Below are 15,214 nucleotides of genomic sequence, written 5' to 3' on the forward strand. Positions count from 1 at the left end.
TCCGGCCCCGGCCCGGCACCGCCTCAGCGATGCTTATTCCTCAATGCCGAGCTTGGCCTTGACCAGCGCCTGAACGGCCTGCGGGTTGGCCTTGCCGCCAGTCGACTTCATGACCTGACCGACGAACCAGCCGGCCAGCGTCGGCTTCGCCTTGACCTTCTCGACCTGATCCGGGTTGGCGGCAATGATCTCATCGACAGCCTTTTCGATGGCGCCGGTGTCGGTCACCTGCTTCATGCCACGGCTTTCAACGATCTCCGCCGGGTTGCCGCCTTCGTTCCAGACGATTTCGAACAGGTCCTTGGCGATCTTGCCGGAAATGGTTTCGGCCTTGATGAGGTCGATGATGCCACCGAGCTGTTCCGGCGAAACCGGGGTCGTCTCGATGTCCTTGCCGAACTTGTTGAGCGCGCCAAGAAGGTCGTTGATGACCCAGTTGGCAGCAGCCTTCGGATCGCGACCGGCAGCAACAGCCTCGTAATAGTCGGCAATCGCCTTTTCGGAGACCAGGATCGATGCGTCGTAAACCGACAGACCGAGATCGGCGACGAAACGTGCCTTCTTGTCGTCAGGCAGTTCGGGCAGGTCGACCTTCAGGGCTTCCACGAAAGCATCGTCGAATTCCAGCGGTAGCAGGTCCGGATCGGGGAAATAACGGTAGTCGTGCGCGTCTTCCTTGGAACGCATCGACCGCGTTTCGCCTTTGCCCGGATCGAACAGGCGGGTTTCCTGGTCGATGACGCCGCCGTCTTCGAGAATGGCGATCTGGCGACGTGCTTCGTATTCGATCGCCTGACCGACGAAACGGATCGAGTTGACGTTCTTGATTTCGCAACGCGTGCCGAATGCACCGCCCGGCTTGCGCACGGAAACGTTGACGTCGGCGCGCATGGAGCCTTCGTCCATGTTGCCGTCGCAGGTTCCGAGGTAACGGACGATGGAGCGCAGCTTGGTCAGATAGGCCTTCGCCTCATCCGACGACCGCATGTCCGGCTTGGACACGATTTCCATCAGCGCAACGCCCGAACGGTTAAGGTCCACGAAGGACATGGTCGGGTGCTGGTCGTGCATGGACTTGCCGGCATCCTGCTCCAGATGCAGGCGCTCGATACCGATTTCGATATCCTCAAAATTGCCCTGACGGTCTGGACCGAGCGAAATGGTAATGGTGCCTTCACCCACGATCGGGTCCTTGAACTGCGAAATCTGGTAGCCCTGCGGCAGATCCGGATAGAAGTAGTTCTTGCGGTCGAAGATCGAACGGTTATTGATCTGCGCCTTCAGACCGAGACCGGTGCGAACCGCCTGCTTGACGCATTCCTCGTTGATGACGGGCAGCATGCCGGGCATGGCCGCATCAACCAGCGACACGTTGGAGTTCGGCGCATTGCCGAAGGTCGTGGACGCGCCGGAGAAAAGCTTGGAATTGGACAGAACCTGCGCATGCACCTCCATGCCGATGACGATCTCCCAATCGCCGGTGGCGCCGGGGATAAAGCGTTTCGGGTCTGGGGTGCGCACGTCTACAAGGGTCATCTGAAGCTCACGGAATACGTTTTTCTGTGCGTGGGGTAAAACAAATAGGCCGCATACGCAAGGCTTCTCACGGCATGCATAAAGGTGCACGGCTTATTGCCATGACGATAGGGATTGAATAGCCTCCCTCAAACTCCGCCAAACCCCTCGATATCAAAATCCGGCCTGTTCCAAGAGGACTGACATGACAACGCTTCCCCTGTTTCGCGGCCTGCTTCTGGCAGCGGCTTTTCCCGCCTTTTGCGCTGCGGCCGATGGCGTGCCGGTAAAGGACCAGGTCGCACTGATGAGCGAGGCAAAAGCCCGCCACGAGACCGGAATTGCCCGCAAGACACGGGAAATCGACGCCCGTCCTGCGCTTGCCGGTGAAATCATCATCACGACGATCAAGGGTGAAGGTGTGGAGACACGCTCAAAGCCAGCTGAAAATGGCGACTGGGTGGTTCGCAACCGCTGCCCGGAAACCGGTAACGAGGAAATTCTCGTCAAAGCCGCCAAATTTCCGCAGCGTTACGGCGAACCCCTGTCTCAACCGGACGAAAAAGGCTACCGCACATTCAAGCCACTGGGCGGTGACATGACCTATTTCATCGTCAGCGACAAGATCGGCGCTTTCAACTTCACCGCCCCCTGGGGTGAGACGATGATTGCCAAGCCGGGAGATGCGATCGTTCAGGTTCCTTCAGACGAGAAGGACACCTACCGTATCGCCGCCAGTTCCTTCAAATGCACCTATGAGATAACCACCCCGGCAAAATGACCTTGGAGCCGTCTCCTCAGAAGCCCGGCCCATAGGTACCGCTTTCGATCTCAACGAACTGCTTGTGCAGGCCGACCGATTGCACGTCGCGATCGAGCTTGGGCGCATAGGACACCGAAAGCCAGCTGATGCTGTAACCGTGGTGACGGAAGAAGGCGACGGCCGGTTCATTCTGCGCATGGGTCTCCAGCCGTGCGCTTTCAAACCCCTTCTCGGCGATCTGTTTCTCAATCTCGCCCAGCAACAGGCTGCCAATGCCGCGGCGCTGAAAATCGGGATCGATCCAGAAATCGCTGATCGTATCATCAAAGCGTTCACGCGATGCCCAGCCCGCAACGACCCCGCCGGTCTCTGCAACGATGATGCTCAACCAGGATGAACCGGTGAAATTGGCAAAAGCGCTGCTGGCGTTTTCATAAAGCGCTGTCGTGATGCCGATAGCGGCAGTTGCCTGCTGCCAGGCGCGCAGGCCGATTTCCGCCAGCACTGCCGCCTCTTCCTCACGCGCATTGCGAATGACGATCAATCCGCGCCCTCCATTGTCCACCGAAGTAAAGCATTGGCCGAACGATTCGGCCAGCGCAACCTTGAGACGCAATATCGCCTGAAATGATCCTTCGACAGAGTAGAGACGCAGCGCAGGATGGAAATTGCGCCAGACTTGACCGCGTTCGTCTCGCGGTTTAACCAGAAGGCGCAAACAAGGAGCTTTTATGTTCGCTCAATCGGAGTCCCGGTAAAGGCCCTGCCCGCAAGTCTCTTGCGCGCCGGGCCAAAATGAAACCGAGCCGGATGCCTGTGGCACCCGGATTTGTTTTCACGCGTCCAAAAGACGCCGACCGGATTTCCGAAAATGGACATTTCCCGCGCCGAACAGCGCATCCTTCACCTGCTCGCACAAGGCGGCAGCATCGAACTCGTTCGTGACATCAATCGCAAAGTCGAAAAGCTTTCGCTTTACACACGCGACGGCTGGATTTTCAGTGGCCTCGACCTCGAAACCTTTCGCAAACTGAAGCGCAAGAAGGCGATCGCCTCTTCAGGCGGCAGACCTTATCGCATCACCACGCGTGGGCTCGTTCTCGTTCGAGGCGAACTGGACAACCGATAAAAAGAAATCGCCGGGCTGCAGCGACTGCGGCCCGGCGAACACATCAGAACAGATGTCTGGTAAAACTTCTTACCACCACTTGGCGGGCGTGAACTTGCCTGCAGCCTGTTCGATGGCATGCGCCGTCTTGAACAGGGTTTCTTCCTCGAACGGCTTGCCGATCAACTGCAGGCCAAGCGGCAGACCCTTGCCGTCGAGACCGGCCGGGACCGACAGGCCCGGAAGGCCGGCCATGTTGACGGTGATGGTGAAGACGTCCTGCAGGTACATCTTGACGGGATCGGATGCGAGTTCCTCATCGCCGACAGCAAATGCGGATGATGGCGTGATCGGTGCCAGAATCGCATCGACGCCAGCGTGGAACGCATCTTCGAAGTCGCGCTTGATAAGGGTGCGAACCTTCTGCGCCTTGAGGTAATAGGCATCGTAATAACCGGCCGACAGCACGTAAGTGCCAACCATGATACGGCGCTGAACTTCCTTGCCGAAGCCGGCAGCGCGGCTCTTTTCATACATGTCGGCAATGTCCTTGCCATCGACGCGCAGGCCGTAGCGAACGCCGTCGTAACGGGCAAGGTTGGACGAGGCTTCAGCCGGTGCCACGATGTAATAGGCTGGCAGCGCGTATTTGGTGTGCGGCAGGGAAATATCGACGACTTCAGCGCCGGCATCCTTCAGCCACTGAACGCCCTGCGCCCAGAGCTTTTCGATTTCTTCCGGCATGCCATCGACGCGGTATTCCTTGGGAATGCCGATCTTCAGACCCTTGAGCGACTGACCGATAGCCTTTTCATAATCCGGAACCGGCAGATTGACGGAGGTCGTGTCCTTGGAATCAACGCTTGCCATCGACTTCAACAGGATCGCAGCGTCACGCACGTCACGGGCGATCGGGCCGGCCTGATCGAGCGAGGAGGCGTAAGCGACGATGCCGAAGCGCGAGCAGCGGCCATAGGTCGGCTTGATGCCGACGGTGCCGGTGAAAGCGGCTGGCTGGCGGATCGAGCCGCCAGTATCGGTTGCGGTCGCACCGGCGCACAGATGCGCGGCAACGGCAGCGGCCGAACCACCCGAAGAACCACCCGGCACGAGCTTCTGCTCGGAGCCGTTGGCGCGCCACGGGTTGATGGCCGGGCCATACCAGGAGCTTTCGTTGGAAGAGCCCATGGCGAACTCGTCCATGTTGAGTTTGCCGAGCATGACCGCGCCCTGATCCCAGAGGTTCTGGGTCACGGTGGATTCGTATTTCGGCTTGAAGCCATCGAGAATGTGCGAGCAGGCCTGGGTGTGGACGTCGCGGGTCGCAAACAGGTCCTTGACGCCGAGCGGAATACCTTCGAGGTCACCGGACTTGCCGGCAGCGATGCGCTCGTCCGACGCCTTTGCCATTTCGCGGGCCTTTTCCGGCGTCAGCGCGACATAGGCATTCAGCGCGCCGTTGGCGGCATCGATGGCCTTCAGATAGGCGTCCGTCAGCTCAAGGGCGGAAAACTCTTTCGCCTTCAGCTTCTCGCGGGCTTCAGCGATGGTAAGGCTCGTCAGTTCGGTCATGGTCGGCAACGGCTTTCGAAAATCTCGGAAAAATCGGGCGAAGGAACGGCGGTCGGTTTATTCGACCACTTTCGGAACCATGAAGAAGTTCCGGTCAGTCGCGGGCGCATTGGCAACGATATCGTCGGCCTTGTCGCCATCGGTCACAGCGTCGGCGCGTTTCTTCATTTCCACCGGGGTGACGGAGGTCATCGGCTCAACGCCGTCGACATTTACTTCCGAAAGCTGCTCCACGAAACCGAGAATACCATTCAACTGGCCGAGCATCTTCTCAGCCTCTTCTTCGTTGACGGCAATACGGGCAAGGCGCGCAACGCGCTTCACGGTGGCGAGATCGACGGACATGGTTCTACTCCGGTAGGAATTTTCCTACCCGCTATAATCAGCATGTCCGCCGTTCGCAACGGTAGAAAGCATGTCGGGTAAAACTCTGACGCGGTTTTACGGTGCCGACATGCTTAAAAACGCGATATCAGAAGGACAGGGTCTCGCCTGGCTTCGGGGTGTGAACGCGGGTCTGCTCACCGTCCATACCATCCACGAACTTCTCCGGCGTCTGATCGATGATCGGGAACGAACCGTAGTGGCAGGGGATGGCATGCTCGAACTTGAAGAAGCGCTGGCAGGCCAGAGCAGCCACCGCGCCACCCATCGTGAAGCGGTCGCCGATCGGCACGAGGCCGATGTCTGGCGCATGCAGTTCATTGATAAGCTTCATGTCGGAGAAGATATCGGTGTCGCCCATGTGGTAGACCGTCGGGCCGTCTTCGAAGTGCAGCATCAGGCCGTTGGCATTGCCGAGCGAATGGGAAACGCCGTCTTCGGTGATCTGCGCCGAGGAATGAAGCGCGTTGGTGAAGGTCGCCGAAAATCCGTCGAAATGCACTGTACCGCCGGTGTTACCCATTTCGAGCTTCGAAACGCCCTTGGAGCCGAGCCATGCAGCAAGGTCGGCATTGGCGAGAACCGTTGCGCCTGTTTCATTGGCAAGCTGGATCGTGTCACCCACGTGGTCGCCGTGACCGTGGGTCAGGAGAATGTGGGTGATACCGCCAGCGGCGCCCTTGGCGTCCAGCCCGGCAAAGGAAGGATTTCCGGTGAAGAACGGGTCGACGAGGATTTTCGCCTTTGCGGTTTCAATGCGGAAGGCGGCGTGACCGAGCCAGGTGACTTTCATGGAAGTTCTCCTTTGTATTAACGGTATACTGTGACATAGGACGGGCCGGATAACCGGTTACCCCAGCAAGGCGTAGAGATTTTCAGTTTCACAACGCTTTGCAGATTTCTTGCTTTCGCATGTCATTATCGCAAAACCGCCTGACGTATTTTTGCGCGACATGCTTTTGAATTGGATTGCGAACATGGCCGCAGATGATGACGAATATGTGTATGACGAAGCGAGCGGCGAATGGCGCCCGGCCTCTGAAATAGCAGCAGAAGCGGCAAAGGCAAACGCAGTCTATGACGCGGCGGGAAACCTCCTGGCCGATGGCGATTCTGTTACACTTATCAAGGATCTGAAGGTCAAGGGCGCAAACACGACGCTGAAGCAGGGAACGGTTATCAAGTCGATACGCCTGACAGATAATCCCGAAGAGATCGATTGCAAGCACGATGCCGTCAAAGGGCTGGTGCTGCGCACCGAATTTGTTCGCAAGCGGTAAGAGAAAACGCATGGCAACGCTGACAATCGAAGAACTTGCGGGTTTTCTGCAGCCGGGACAGGCCATTGCCGGACTGGACCTTGGCACGAAAACCATCGGCCTTGCCATGTCCGACCTTTCTCGACGCTTTGCCACACCGCGCCCCGTGATCAAGCGAGTGAAATTCACGCAGGATGCCGAGGTGCTGTTGTCCTTTGCTGAAAAGGAAAAGGTCGCAGCCTTCGTGATCGGTCTGCCGATGAATATGGATGGCTCATCCGGTCCGCGCGTGCAGGCCACGCGCGCCTTCGTTCGCTCGATGAGCGACAAGACCGCCCTGCCCTTCATCTACTGGGACGAGCGGCTTTCGACGGTTGCAGCGGAACGGGCGCTTCTGGAAATGGACGTGTCACGCGCCAAGCGGGCCGAACGCATCGATTCGGCTGCGGCAAGCTTCATTCTTCAGGGTGCGCTGGACAGGCTTTCGGCGCTGGCGCGCTCCACAGACTGACGGCCCTGCCACCAGGCGATGATTTTCTTTCTTTTGCGGAAGGCGACGATTGCCAGCACGATCAGGCTGTCGACCGCAATGGCGCGTGCCACCATCGGCGGCAGGCTTTCCGGCGGCAATCCGAGAATGTTGCCGTAGACCTGGAAGACGAGATCATGCGTCTGGCGGGTGAGCATGTAGAAGCCGAAACTCATGTCGTAATAGGAAAGCCAGTACCAGCCGGCCAGCAGAGCGACGGGACCGGCCCAGAGGATAAGAAACCACTTCATGCCATCTGCTCCCGTACGAAAAACGTCTCGGGAATGCCAGCAAGCACCGCCCAGCGCGCGAACGCCATAAGGCATAGGTTCAGCGCTGGCACGTCGATATCCAACGGCAGCATGGCAAAAAACGTCATCATGACGCTCAAAGCTATCCAGCGGCTCACTTGCGGCTCCCTCTGCGCAGTCATTGCGCATGGTTAACGAATTATTAACACAGTGAACCGGCGGCCGCCGCCAGGCAAACAAAAGCTGCCAACATGGTTAACAAACGGGATGCGGATGTGGATAACCCTCGACGTCACCCGCAAGAGACATCGGTGCCACGAATAGAAAAACCGCTGCGAAAGACGCAAGCGGCCAGATAGGGGAATATGAAGATCAGTCCTTGCGGCTATCAGCCGTAGACGCCACGCACCAGTCTCTTGACGGCGGTTGCGACCTTTTCCCAATCCTTGGTGGATTTGAGCGGGACGCCGGCGAACTGGCCGCTGGCGGCGGAGGAGATAACGAGATGCTGGATCGCCGCAAACAGCACGGCGTTGACGGCTGCGGTATCGACGCCTTTGGGCGCCTCCAGCGAACCGCGCATACGCTCCAGCCATTTTGCCAGGGACTTTGCACGCGCTTCGGAAAGCTGGCGCACCTGCGGCGAGTTTTCGGACACTTCCCAGGCGATGATCTTGCAGACGAGCGGGTCGGCGCGCAGCGCATCCATGAAATAAAGCGCCAGCTTCTCCATGAGGTCGCCATAGGTCAGCAGGAACATGCCACCGGTATCTTCAGGGATGCGATCCTTGACCCATGAGCCCAGGTCTTCACCGATTGCTTCGATCAGGCCTTCAAGACCCCGGAAATAGCGGTAGATGAGCTGCTTGTCGCAACCGGCCCGGCGCGCAATGGCATTGATGCCGAAATTCTGGAAGCCCTCTTCCGCCAGAATGGACTTGGCGGCATTGAAGATGGCCTTCTCGGTGGCGGCGCGATCCTTGATGCGCTTTTCCGGTTTTACGTCCGAAATCATCTCTGCGGCGGCGCTCGCAAGCATAGTGTCTACCCGTCCTTCTCGGAAGCTGAACCACCGGGTTAACAAAGCATGAAGGGAAGAACAACGCACGAGGCGCGGCAAGGCCAAGGTTCCTGTGGATGACGGCCAAACTGCGCACCAGCGCTTCTTTTTTGAGAGATGCTTGACCTAAACTGCACTTGAGCTTGCAGCATGTGGCAACCGAAAGGACAGCCATGACGACGATATTGACGGATCAGGACCTGAGCGGCGGCGACATCATGCCGATCGCTATAGAAGCGGTTGAGGCGGCCATGCGGAAAAAAGCGCTTGGCGAACTGGTTGCCCCACCCAGACACCATGTCGCCTTTCCCGGCAAAGGCGATCTTGTCTTTACCGTCGGCGGCCTTGTCGGGGATGATGCGATCGCGGGTTTTCGTGTCTACGATACCTTTGCCGGCAACGAACATTCGCAGATCGTTGCCGTCTGGTCAGCCGACACAGCCCGGCTGGAAGGGCTGGTTCTGGGAGAAAAGCTCGGTGCAATCCGAACCGGTGCAATCGGTGGCGTCGCCATTCGCCACCTCAGCTCCGAAAATGCCAGAACGGTCGGCATCATCGGCAGCGGCCTTCAGGCCCGGACGCAACTTGCTGCGGCAGCGGCCGTGCGGCGCCTTTCACATGTGCGCGTCTTCAGCCGGGACAAAGCGAACAGACATGCCTTCGCAACAGAAATGCGGCGTCAGCTGGATATCGACATCCAGCCTGCCGAGACGGTCGAGGATGCAGTCGCGGACGCCGATATCGTCATCTGCGCGACCAGCAGCAAGACACCCGTCATCCATGCGCGATCATTGAAACCCGGCGTCCATATCAACACGGTTGGGCCGAAGACCGTCAATGCACACGAACTGGACAAAGACGTCGCCGCTGCTGCGAGCCTGATCGCGACAGATTCGCCCGACCAGATTCGCGCCTACGCATCGCCGTTTTTTCTTGTCGGCACGCCGGACGAACAACGCATCAGGGATCTCGCAGAGATCGTTGCGGGACAGCAGACCGGCCGTCGGTCACCGAACGAGATAACGCTGTTCTGCTCGACCGGCCTTGCCGGTACGGATGTCGCGGTGGCTGCGGCGCTGTTGCGCAGGAAGGCGTAATTTCCGCGCAGGCCAATAGAAGCGCTATTCGAGCGCCATACCAAACCAGACGGTGCCGGGCGTTTCGTGGCTTTCGAGACGCTTGAAACCGCGGGTCTCCCAGAAGCGCATGCCGGTTTCGTTGCGTTCGCTGGCACCGAGATGGATACCGCCGACGCCATTTTGCCTCGCCATGTCGAGCCAGCGGGACAAAAGCCGGGTGCCACCGCCCTTTCCTTGCGTGCGCGGCAGAAGGTTCATGTGGATGTGAGCGGCAAAAGGTTCGGTCAGCCAGGTCGGCGTGCGGCGCGGGTGATGAATGTAGTGGGCGCGGCGCTGATCGGCGTTCCAGCTTTCCGGATCGCCTTCAGGATCGGGATAAAGCGCGCGCAGGTGCGGCCACCACTCCTGTTCCAGCCGTTCTTCGTGCAGCGCCGTATCGAGCGCCCCGACGATATAACCGCAGACACCCTCGTCATCCTCGGCGACAAAGACAGCGTCCGGCCACAGATGCAGATAGGGAACCGCGTAGATATGGCCGACCATGCGCCCGTCGCGGTAAAGCTGCGTCGCATCCTGGCCGGCATCACCGGTTGCCAGGCTGATGGCGTAAAGGGCGTCCTCGTCTTCGGGTCGTGCAGAGCGAAAGATCAGCATGGTGTTTCAAGCCCCATGACCGCGCCCATAAGCACGGCATGCGAAAGACAAATCGGACAGATGAATACGCCACCACTGCTGTTCAAATCCCACCCCTCCCACAGGATCGCGTGTGCCTGATCTTCCCAATCGCCACCTTATGTCGCTGGCGGATAGAGAAGATCGATAATGTATGTCGGATCGAAGCGCGAATCGAGCATGCCATAGGTGTGCCTCCAGCCGCCGGCCAGACGCGTTTCCAGGAAGGCGTCGGCGATCTTGCCGGCACCGAGACGGCAAAGCTCTGCGGCAGCGGCCGCAAGCGCAAACTGTTCGACCAGAAGACGGGCTGCACCCTCGTCGCGCTCGGCAAGCGCAATGGCCGCACGCAGAACATCCGTGGTCTTCTTGCCCGAAGGGCCGAGATCGCGCTCCAGCGTCTGGAAGACGAGATCGAAGAGATCTTTGCCGCGCTGAAGGACGCGCAGCACATCCAGCGCCATGACGTTGCCGGAGCCTTCCCAGATGGCGTTGACGGGAGCTTCGCGGTAATGGCGAGCAATCGGTCGCTCTTCGACGTAACCGTTGCCGCCGAGGCATTCCATGGCCTCGTAGATCAGCGCCGGTGCGATCTTGCAGCACCAGTATTTGACGATCGGCGTCATGACGCGGGCATAAGCCGCTTCTGCAGGATTGTTGCGGGCTGCGTCGAAGGCCGTGGCCAGCCGGAACGAAAGGGCCGTTGCCGCCGCCGCATCAAGCGCCATGTCCGCAAGCACGCGGGTCATGATCGGCTGGCTGACCAGCATCTTGCCGAAGACAGAACGGCCACGGGCATAGTGCACGGCTTCGGCCAGCGAGGCGCGCATCATGCCGGCAGAGGCGAGCGCGCAATCAAGGCGCGTCAGCGTCACCATATCGAGAATGGTGCGAACACCGGCACCGGGATCACCCAGCAGATAGCCGAAGGCATCGGTGAACTCGACTTCGGCAGAGGCGTTGGAGCGATTGCCAAGCTTGTCCTTGAGGCGCTGGAAATGCAGGCCATTGGCGGAACCGTCTTCAAGGTAACGCGGCACGAGGAAGCAGCCCATGCCATCGCCCATCTGCGCCAGCATGACGAAACCGTCACTCATCGGCGCGGAGAGGAACCATTTGTGACCGGACAGGCGATAGATGCCCTCGCCCACCCGTTCAGCCGTCGTACGGTTGGCGCGCACATCCGTGCCGCCCTGTTTTTCCGTCATGCCCATGCCGATGGTCACGGCGGTTTTCTGCAATGCCGGCTTCTGCGACGAATCGTATTTGCGCGACAGGATTTTCGGCGCCCACTCCTTCTGCACGCGCGGCGAGGTCATGATCGCGGCAACGGATGCGCTGGTCATGGTCAACGGGCACAGATGCCCGGCCTCAAGCTGCGAGGTCAGATAGAACTTGGTGGCGCGTGCCTTGTGTTCGTTGCCGCGCGTATCCGGCGAATTTTCCCAGGCGGCGGAATGCAGGCCAGACGACATGGAGCGGCGCATCAACGCGTGCCAGGCCGGATGAAACTCCACCTGATCCAGCCGTTCGCCGCGCGGGCCGTGGGTGTTGAGTTTCGGCACGCCCTGGTTGGCCATGCGCGCCAGTTCCTGCGCCTCGTGCGAGGTAACGTAACGGCCAAGCTGGTCGAACTCATCCCGCACGTTTCGCGACAGCCCCGACGTCAGATCAACGATCAGCGGATCTGAGCGATAAGCATTGATGCCGGTCCAGAGGCTTGGCTGGTTCAATTCGGCGAGCGATTCATCGGTCCGGGAATTCTGGGTCATCAAGTGCTTCTAGCTGCTTTTAATTTGAATTGCATAGTGGGTGATATTGCATAATTTTGCCCACAGGAAGCGATTGAACGGATTAAACGCCCGGTTTTGGCATTTTTCGGACGCTGTTCTCAGAGAATGCCGAACACGTTTCCGGCAAGTCCAAGTGACAGCACAAGCAAAAAGCACGATGCCGTGCCGCGAACCAGACGCGGTGACGACTGGCTGGCATGGCGAATGAGAAAGGCACCAGCACAAAGCCACGCCAACGCAGCAAACGCCACCAGCAGCGAAAACAGCAGAATATACGACCAGACCTCGGCAACCGGCGCCTGCGGCAAAAGCACGAGGCCGACGATCAGCGCCTTTGGATTGAGGCATGTCGTGACGAATACGCGGCGAACCGAGATGGCCTCGCCGATCGACGCGGACGGCGGCAGGCTCCAGAGCCGAACCGCCAGAAAGGCCACCCAGACCGCCGCGCAAAGCTTGATGGCAGAGGCAAGCCCGGCATGCGCCTCGAGAAAACGCGAGACGAGCAGAACAAGCGACAGGATGACGAGAAGATAACCGGCAATTTCGCCAAGCATCAGCGGCAGTGAGGCTTTAACGCCGCGACCGGCACCGGACAGCGCCAGAAGCGTGTTGGTCGGGCCTGGCGTCAACAAAAGCGCAAGAGCCGCCAAAGCAAAAACCGAATAGGAAGACATGGCATAATTCCGATGATCTGCGCGCAAAACCCTGATCGGCTGCGACTACCACTGGAGAGTGCCTGACGCCACAAAGACGCGCTTTGATATAAAGCAAGCGGGGAAACATCGCCATGTTTTCATTTCACAGGGTCGCGGACGCTTGCCCCTCGCCCAAGCAGTCTCTATAGAGCGCAGGACCGAATTCCGCGGCGCTCCACAGGCGTGTAGACAGCGAATGGGAGCGCACGGACCAGCATTCGGGCGTTCCGGGCATTTTCACGGGAAAATGCGACGCCCATCAGGAGGCAAACCGCATGGTCTTCTTCCCCCACCGCCATCTCCTCGGCATCAAGGGGCTTTCCCACCAGGACATCACCCTTCTTCTCGACAAAGCCGATGAGGCGGTGAAAATCAGCCGTCAGCGCGAGAAGAAAACCTCGACATTGCGTGGCCTGACGCAGATCAACCTGTTCTTCGAAGCTTCGACGCGCACACAGTCCTCTTTCGAGCTGGCTGGAAAACGCCTCGGTGCCGACGTGATGAACATGTCGGTCGGCAACTCCTCCGTCAAAAAGGGCGAGACGCTGATCGACACGGCCATGACGCTGAACGCCATGCGCCCCGACGTGCTGGTGGTGCGCCACTCATCCGCCGGTGCCGCAGCGCTTCTGGCGCAGAAGGTGGCCTGCTCGGTGGTCAATGCCGGTGACGGCCAGCATGAACATCCGACCCAGGCCCTGCTCGACGCGCTGACCATTCGCCGTGCCAAGGGCGAGCTGTCTGGCATCACGGTTGCGATCTGCGGCGACGTGCTGCATTCGCGCGTTGCCCGCTCCAACATCATTCTGCTGAACCAGATGGGAGCACGGCTACGCGTCGTCGCGCCTGCGACGCTGCTTCCTTCCGGCATTCGCGACATGAGCGTGGAAGTTTACCACGACATGAAAGAAGGCCTGAAAGATGCCGACGTGGTGATGATGCTGCGCCTGCAGCGCGAGCGCATGTCCGGTTCCTTCGTGCCTTCGGTGCGCGAATACTTCCATTATTACGGCCTCGACGCGGAAAAGCTGAAAGCAGCCAAGGAAGACGCCCTCGTGATGCATCCCGGACCGATGAACCGTGGCGTGGAAATCGCATCCGAAGTGGCCGACGGTCCGCAGAGCGTGATTGAAAGCCAGGTTGAAATGGGGGTTGCCGTTCGTATGGCGGTGATGGAAACCCTGCTTGTCTCGCAAAACCAGGGTGAGCGCGCATGAGTGCCGTTACTGTTCTGAACAATCTCCGCATCATCGACCCTTCCCGCAGTCTCGACGAAACCGGCAGCATCGTCATCGGCGCAGACGGAACGATCCTTGCCGCTGGCAAGGACGCCCGCAATCAGGGCGCACCAGAAGGTGCTACCGTGCGCGACTGCAAGGGTCTGCTTGCCGTTCCCGGCCTGGTCGATGCCCGCGTCTTCGTTGGCGAACCCGGTGCCGAACATCGCGAAACGATCGAATCCGCCTCACGCGCGGCAGCGGCCGGCGGTGTCACCAGCATGATCGTCATGCCGGATACCGATCCCGTCATCGACGAGATCGCGCTGGTGGAGTTCGTCAAGAAGACCGCACGCGACAAGGCGCTGGTCAACGTGCACCCGGCAGCCGCGCTGACCAAGGGTCTGAACGGCGAGGAAATGACCGAATTCGGCATGTTGAAGGAAGCGGGCGCCGTTGCCTTCACCAATGGCCGCAAGGGGCTCTACGATACGCTGGTGCTGCGCCGGGCCATGACCTACGCCCGTGAACTGGGTGCCGTCATCGCGCTCGAGACACGCGACAAATATATCGGCAACGGCGACATGAACGAGGGGCTTTTCGCAAGCTGGCTCGGCCTTCCCGGAATTCCGAAAGAAGCCGAAATCATTCCGCTGGAGCGCGACCTGCGGATCGCCGGACTGACGCGGGCGCTCTACCATGCCGCCAAGATTTCCGTGCCGGAATCGGCAGAGGCGATCAAGCTGGCAAGATCGCGTGGCGTACAGGCCACCTGCGGCATCTCCATCAACCACCTGACGCTCAACGAGAACGACATCGGTGAGTATCGCACCTTCTTCAAGCTTTCCCCGCCGCTTCGCGCGGAAGACGACCGCAAGGCCATGGTGGAAGCGCTGAAGGACGGCACCATCGATATCATCGTCTCCTCGCATGATCCGCAGGACGTTGACACCAAGCGCCTGCCCTTCTCCGATGCGGCAAGCGGCGCGGTCGGACTGGAAACCATGCTGGCGGCAGCGCTTCGTCTGCACCACAGCGGCGAAGTTCCGCTGATGCGGCTGATCGATGCGCTCTCGACCCGTCCGGCCAAGATCTTCGGGCTCGATGCCGGCACGCTGAAGGCTGGTGCCAAGGCCGACATTACCTTGGTCGATCTCGACGAACCGTGGCTGGTCGCCAAGGAACAGCTCGTTTCGAAATCGAAGAACACGCCGTTCGAGGACGCCCGTTTCAGTGGCCGTGCCGTTGCAACCTATGTAGCCGGCAAGCAGGTTCATGCATTGTAAGACATGTGGGCATAACCACGGTGCGGAA

At 59.5% G+C, this 15,214-nt stretch carries 18 protein-coding genes; 7 read left to right on the forward strand and 11 right to left on the reverse strand.

The features are described 5' to 3' along the window. Positions 1–33 precede the first annotated feature (33 nt). Positions 34–1,536, reverse strand: a complete 1,503-nt coding sequence (gene gatB, locus ACIQT8_RS04895; protein ID WP_138795523.1) for an Asp-tRNA(Asn)/Glu-tRNA(Gln) amidotransferase subunit GatB — start codon at positions 1,534–1,536, stop codon at positions 34–36. A gap of 184 nt (positions 1,537–1,720) precedes the next feature. On the opposite strand from gatB, the gene ACIQT8_RS04900 reads away from it, so the two are divergent. Beyond that, the gene (locus ACIQT8_RS04900; protein WP_400964010.1) at positions 1,721–2,296 is read left to right on the forward strand and encodes a hypothetical protein; all 576 of its coding nucleotides are present in this window, start codon (positions 1,721–1,723) and stop codon (positions 2,294–2,296) included. Between the two features lie 16 nt (positions 2,297–2,312). Here ACIQT8_RS04900 and ACIQT8_RS04905 read toward each other — a convergent pair whose 3' ends face one another. After that, positions 2,313–2,822 (reverse strand): GNAT family N-acetyltransferase, encoded by a 510-nt coding sequence (locus ACIQT8_RS04905; protein ID WP_138795525.1) that lies wholly within the window; start codon positions 2,820–2,822, stop codon positions 2,313–2,315. 327 nt (positions 2,823–3,149) lie between these two features. Here ACIQT8_RS04905 and ACIQT8_RS04910 point away from each other — a divergent pair, with 327 nt between their 5' ends. Further along, complete coding sequence (locus ACIQT8_RS04910) at positions 3,150–3,407, forward strand: YjhX family toxin (protein WP_138795526.1); 258 nt, start codon at positions 3,150–3,152, stop codon at positions 3,405–3,407. 69 nt (positions 3,408–3,476) lie between these two features. On the opposite strand, the gene gatA is transcribed toward ACIQT8_RS04910, so the two are convergent. The 3 genes from gatA to ACIQT8_RS04925 form a co-directional block, all read right to left on the reverse strand. Next, positions 3,477–4,958: an Asp-tRNA(Asn)/Glu-tRNA(Gln) amidotransferase subunit GatA gene (gatA, locus tag ACIQT8_RS04915; protein WP_262525380.1), complete on the reverse strand. Its 1,482-nt coding sequence runs from the start codon at positions 4,956–4,958 to the stop codon at positions 3,477–3,479. Positions 4,959–5,015: 57 nt separating this feature from the next. Then, a complete protein-coding gene (gatC, locus tag ACIQT8_RS04920; protein WP_138795528.1) occupies positions 5,016–5,303 on the reverse strand; it encodes an Asp-tRNA(Asn)/Glu-tRNA(Gln) amidotransferase subunit GatC in 288 nt (95 codons plus the stop codon). A gap of 127 nt (positions 5,304–5,430) precedes the next feature. Continuing rightward, positions 5,431–6,135, reverse strand: a complete 705-nt coding sequence (locus ACIQT8_RS04925; protein ID WP_138795529.1) for a metal-dependent hydrolase — start codon at positions 6,133–6,135, stop codon at positions 5,431–5,433. A 184-nt stretch (positions 6,136–6,319) separates the two neighbouring features. On the opposite strand from ACIQT8_RS04925, the gene ACIQT8_RS04930 reads away from it, so the two are divergent. After that, on the forward strand, positions 6,320–6,622 hold the full coding sequence (locus tag ACIQT8_RS04930) for an alkylphosphonate utilization protein (RefSeq protein WP_138795530.1): 303 nt from the start codon (positions 6,320–6,322) through the stop codon (positions 6,620–6,622). Between the two features lie 10 nt (positions 6,623–6,632). After that, entirely contained in the window at positions 6,633–7,112 is a 480-nt protein-coding gene (gene ruvX / locus ACIQT8_RS04935; RefSeq protein WP_138795531.1) for a Holliday junction resolvase RuvX, read from the forward strand. Here ruvX and ACIQT8_RS04940 read toward each other — a convergent pair. From ACIQT8_RS04940 to ACIQT8_RS04950, 3 genes are all read right to left on the reverse strand, one after another. Next, the gene (locus tag ACIQT8_RS04940) at positions 7,064–7,381 is read right to left on the reverse strand and encodes a DUF6105 family protein (protein WP_138795532.1); all 318 of its coding nucleotides are present in this window, start codon (positions 7,379–7,381) and stop codon (positions 7,064–7,066) included. The genes ruvX and ACIQT8_RS04940 overlap by 49 nt on opposite strands. Then, on the reverse strand, positions 7,378–7,539 hold the full coding sequence (locus ACIQT8_RS04945) for a hypothetical protein (protein ID WP_178340559.1): 162 nt from the start codon (positions 7,537–7,539) through the stop codon (positions 7,378–7,380). Before ACIQT8_RS04945 ends, ACIQT8_RS04940 begins: the two co-directional genes overlap by 4 nt. 230 nt (positions 7,540–7,769) lie before the next feature. Beyond that, entirely contained in the window at positions 7,770–8,420 is a 651-nt protein-coding gene (locus ACIQT8_RS04950) for a TetR/AcrR family transcriptional regulator (RefSeq protein ID WP_400964014.1), read from the reverse strand. 194 nt (positions 8,421–8,614) lie between these two features. Here ACIQT8_RS04950 and ACIQT8_RS04955 point away from each other — a divergent pair, with 194 nt between their 5' ends. Beyond that, positions 8,615–9,538 (forward strand): ornithine cyclodeaminase family protein, encoded by a 924-nt coding sequence (locus ACIQT8_RS04955; protein ID WP_400964016.1) that lies wholly within the window; start codon positions 8,615–8,617, stop codon positions 9,536–9,538. A gap of 24 nt (positions 9,539–9,562) precedes the next feature. Here the strand turns inward: ACIQT8_RS04955 and ACIQT8_RS04960 are convergent, their stop codons facing one another. The 3 genes from ACIQT8_RS04960 to ACIQT8_RS04970 all read right to left on the reverse strand — a co-directional run bounded on the left by ACIQT8_RS04960 (position 9,563) and on the right by ACIQT8_RS04970 (position 12,662). Then, positions 9,563–10,174, reverse strand: a complete 612-nt coding sequence (locus ACIQT8_RS04960) for a GNAT family N-acetyltransferase (protein WP_138795535.1) — start codon at positions 10,172–10,174, stop codon at positions 9,563–9,565. Between the two features lie 137 nt (positions 10,175–10,311). After that, positions 10,312–11,964 carry an acyl-CoA dehydrogenase family protein gene (locus ACIQT8_RS04965; protein ID WP_138795536.1) on the reverse strand — a complete coding sequence of 551 codons (1,653 nt, stop codon included), beginning with the start codon at positions 11,962–11,964 and terminating at the stop codon, positions 10,312–10,314. Positions 11,965–12,083: 119 nt separating this feature from the next. Continuing rightward, a complete protein-coding gene (locus tag ACIQT8_RS04970; RefSeq protein ID WP_400964019.1) occupies positions 12,084–12,662 on the reverse strand; it encodes a LysE family translocator in 579 nt (192 codons plus the stop codon). Between the two features lie 296 nt (positions 12,663–12,958). Here ACIQT8_RS04970 and ACIQT8_RS04975 point away from each other — a divergent pair, with 296 nt between their 5' ends. Both ACIQT8_RS04975 and ACIQT8_RS04980 read left to right on the forward strand, forming a co-directional pair. Beyond that, a complete protein-coding gene (locus ACIQT8_RS04975; RefSeq protein WP_400964020.1) occupies positions 12,959–13,900 on the forward strand; it encodes an aspartate carbamoyltransferase catalytic subunit in 942 nt (313 codons plus the stop codon). Further along, positions 13,897–15,186: a dihydroorotase gene (locus tag ACIQT8_RS04980; protein WP_400964022.1), complete on the forward strand. Its 1,290-nt coding sequence runs from the start codon at positions 13,897–13,899 to the stop codon at positions 15,184–15,186. Before ACIQT8_RS04975 ends, ACIQT8_RS04980 begins: the two co-directional genes overlap by 4 nt. Positions 15,187–15,214: the final 28 nt, after the last annotated feature.

Origin of the sequence: Agrobacterium sp. NPDC090273, from assembly GCF_044772305.1 — a bacterium.
Taxonomy (GTDB): domain Bacteria; phylum Pseudomonadota; class Alphaproteobacteria; order Rhizobiales; family Rhizobiaceae; genus Agrobacterium.

Coding starts and splice junctions, on each gene's coding strand:
- ACIQT8_RS04940 (WP_138795532.1), bottom strand. CDS start 7,381: ATGAAGTGGTTTCTTATCCTCTGGGCCGGTCCCGTCGCTCTGCTGGCC.
- ACIQT8_RS04970 (WP_400964019.1), bottom strand. CDS start 12,662: ATGTCTTCCTATTCGGTTTTTGCTTTGGCGGCTCTTGCGCTTTTGTTG.
- gatC (WP_138795528.1), bottom strand. CDS start 5,303: ATGTCCGTCGATCTCGCCACCGTGAAGCGCGTTGCGCGCCTTGCCCGT.
- ACIQT8_RS04930 (WP_138795530.1), top strand. CDS start 6,320: ATGGCCGCAGATGATGACGAATATGTGTATGACGAAGCGAGCGGCGAA.
- ACIQT8_RS04955 (WP_400964016.1), top strand. CDS start 8,615: ATGACGACGATATTGACGGATCAGGACCTGAGCGGCGGCGACATCATG.
- gatB (WP_138795523.1), bottom strand. CDS start 1,536: ATGACCCTTGTAGACGTGCGCACCCCAGACCCGAAACGCTTTATCCCC.
- ACIQT8_RS04900 (WP_400964010.1), top strand. CDS start 1,721: ATGACAACGCTTCCCCTGTTTCGCGGCCTGCTTCTGGCAGCGGCTTTT.
- gatA (WP_262525380.1), bottom strand. CDS start 4,958: ATGACCGAACTGACGAGCCTTACCATCGCTGAAGCCCGCGAGAAGCTG.
- ACIQT8_RS04925 (WP_138795529.1), bottom strand. CDS start 6,135: ATGAAAGTCACCTGGCTCGGTCACGCCGCCTTCCGCATTGAAACCGCA.
- ACIQT8_RS04960 (WP_138795535.1), bottom strand. CDS start 10,174: ATGCTGATCTTTCGCTCTGCACGACCCGAAGACGAGGACGCCCTTTAC.
- ACIQT8_RS04950 (WP_400964014.1), bottom strand. CDS start 8,420: ATGCTTGCGAGCGCCGCCGCAGAGATGATTTCGGACGTAAAACCGGAA.
- ACIQT8_RS04910 (WP_138795526.1), top strand. CDS start 3,150: ATGGACATTTCCCGCGCCGAACAGCGCATCCTTCACCTGCTCGCACAA.
- ACIQT8_RS04980 (WP_400964022.1), top strand. CDS start 13,897: ATGAGTGCCGTTACTGTTCTGAACAATCTCCGCATCATCGACCCTTCC.
- ruvX (WP_138795531.1), top strand. CDS start 6,633: ATGGCAACGCTGACAATCGAAGAACTTGCGGGTTTTCTGCAGCCGGGA.
- ACIQT8_RS04975 (WP_400964020.1), top strand. CDS start 12,959: ATGGTCTTCTTCCCCCACCGCCATCTCCTCGGCATCAAGGGGCTTTCC.
- ACIQT8_RS04965 (WP_138795536.1), bottom strand. CDS start 11,964: ATGACCCAGAATTCCCGGACCGATGAATCGCTCGCCGAATTGAACCAG.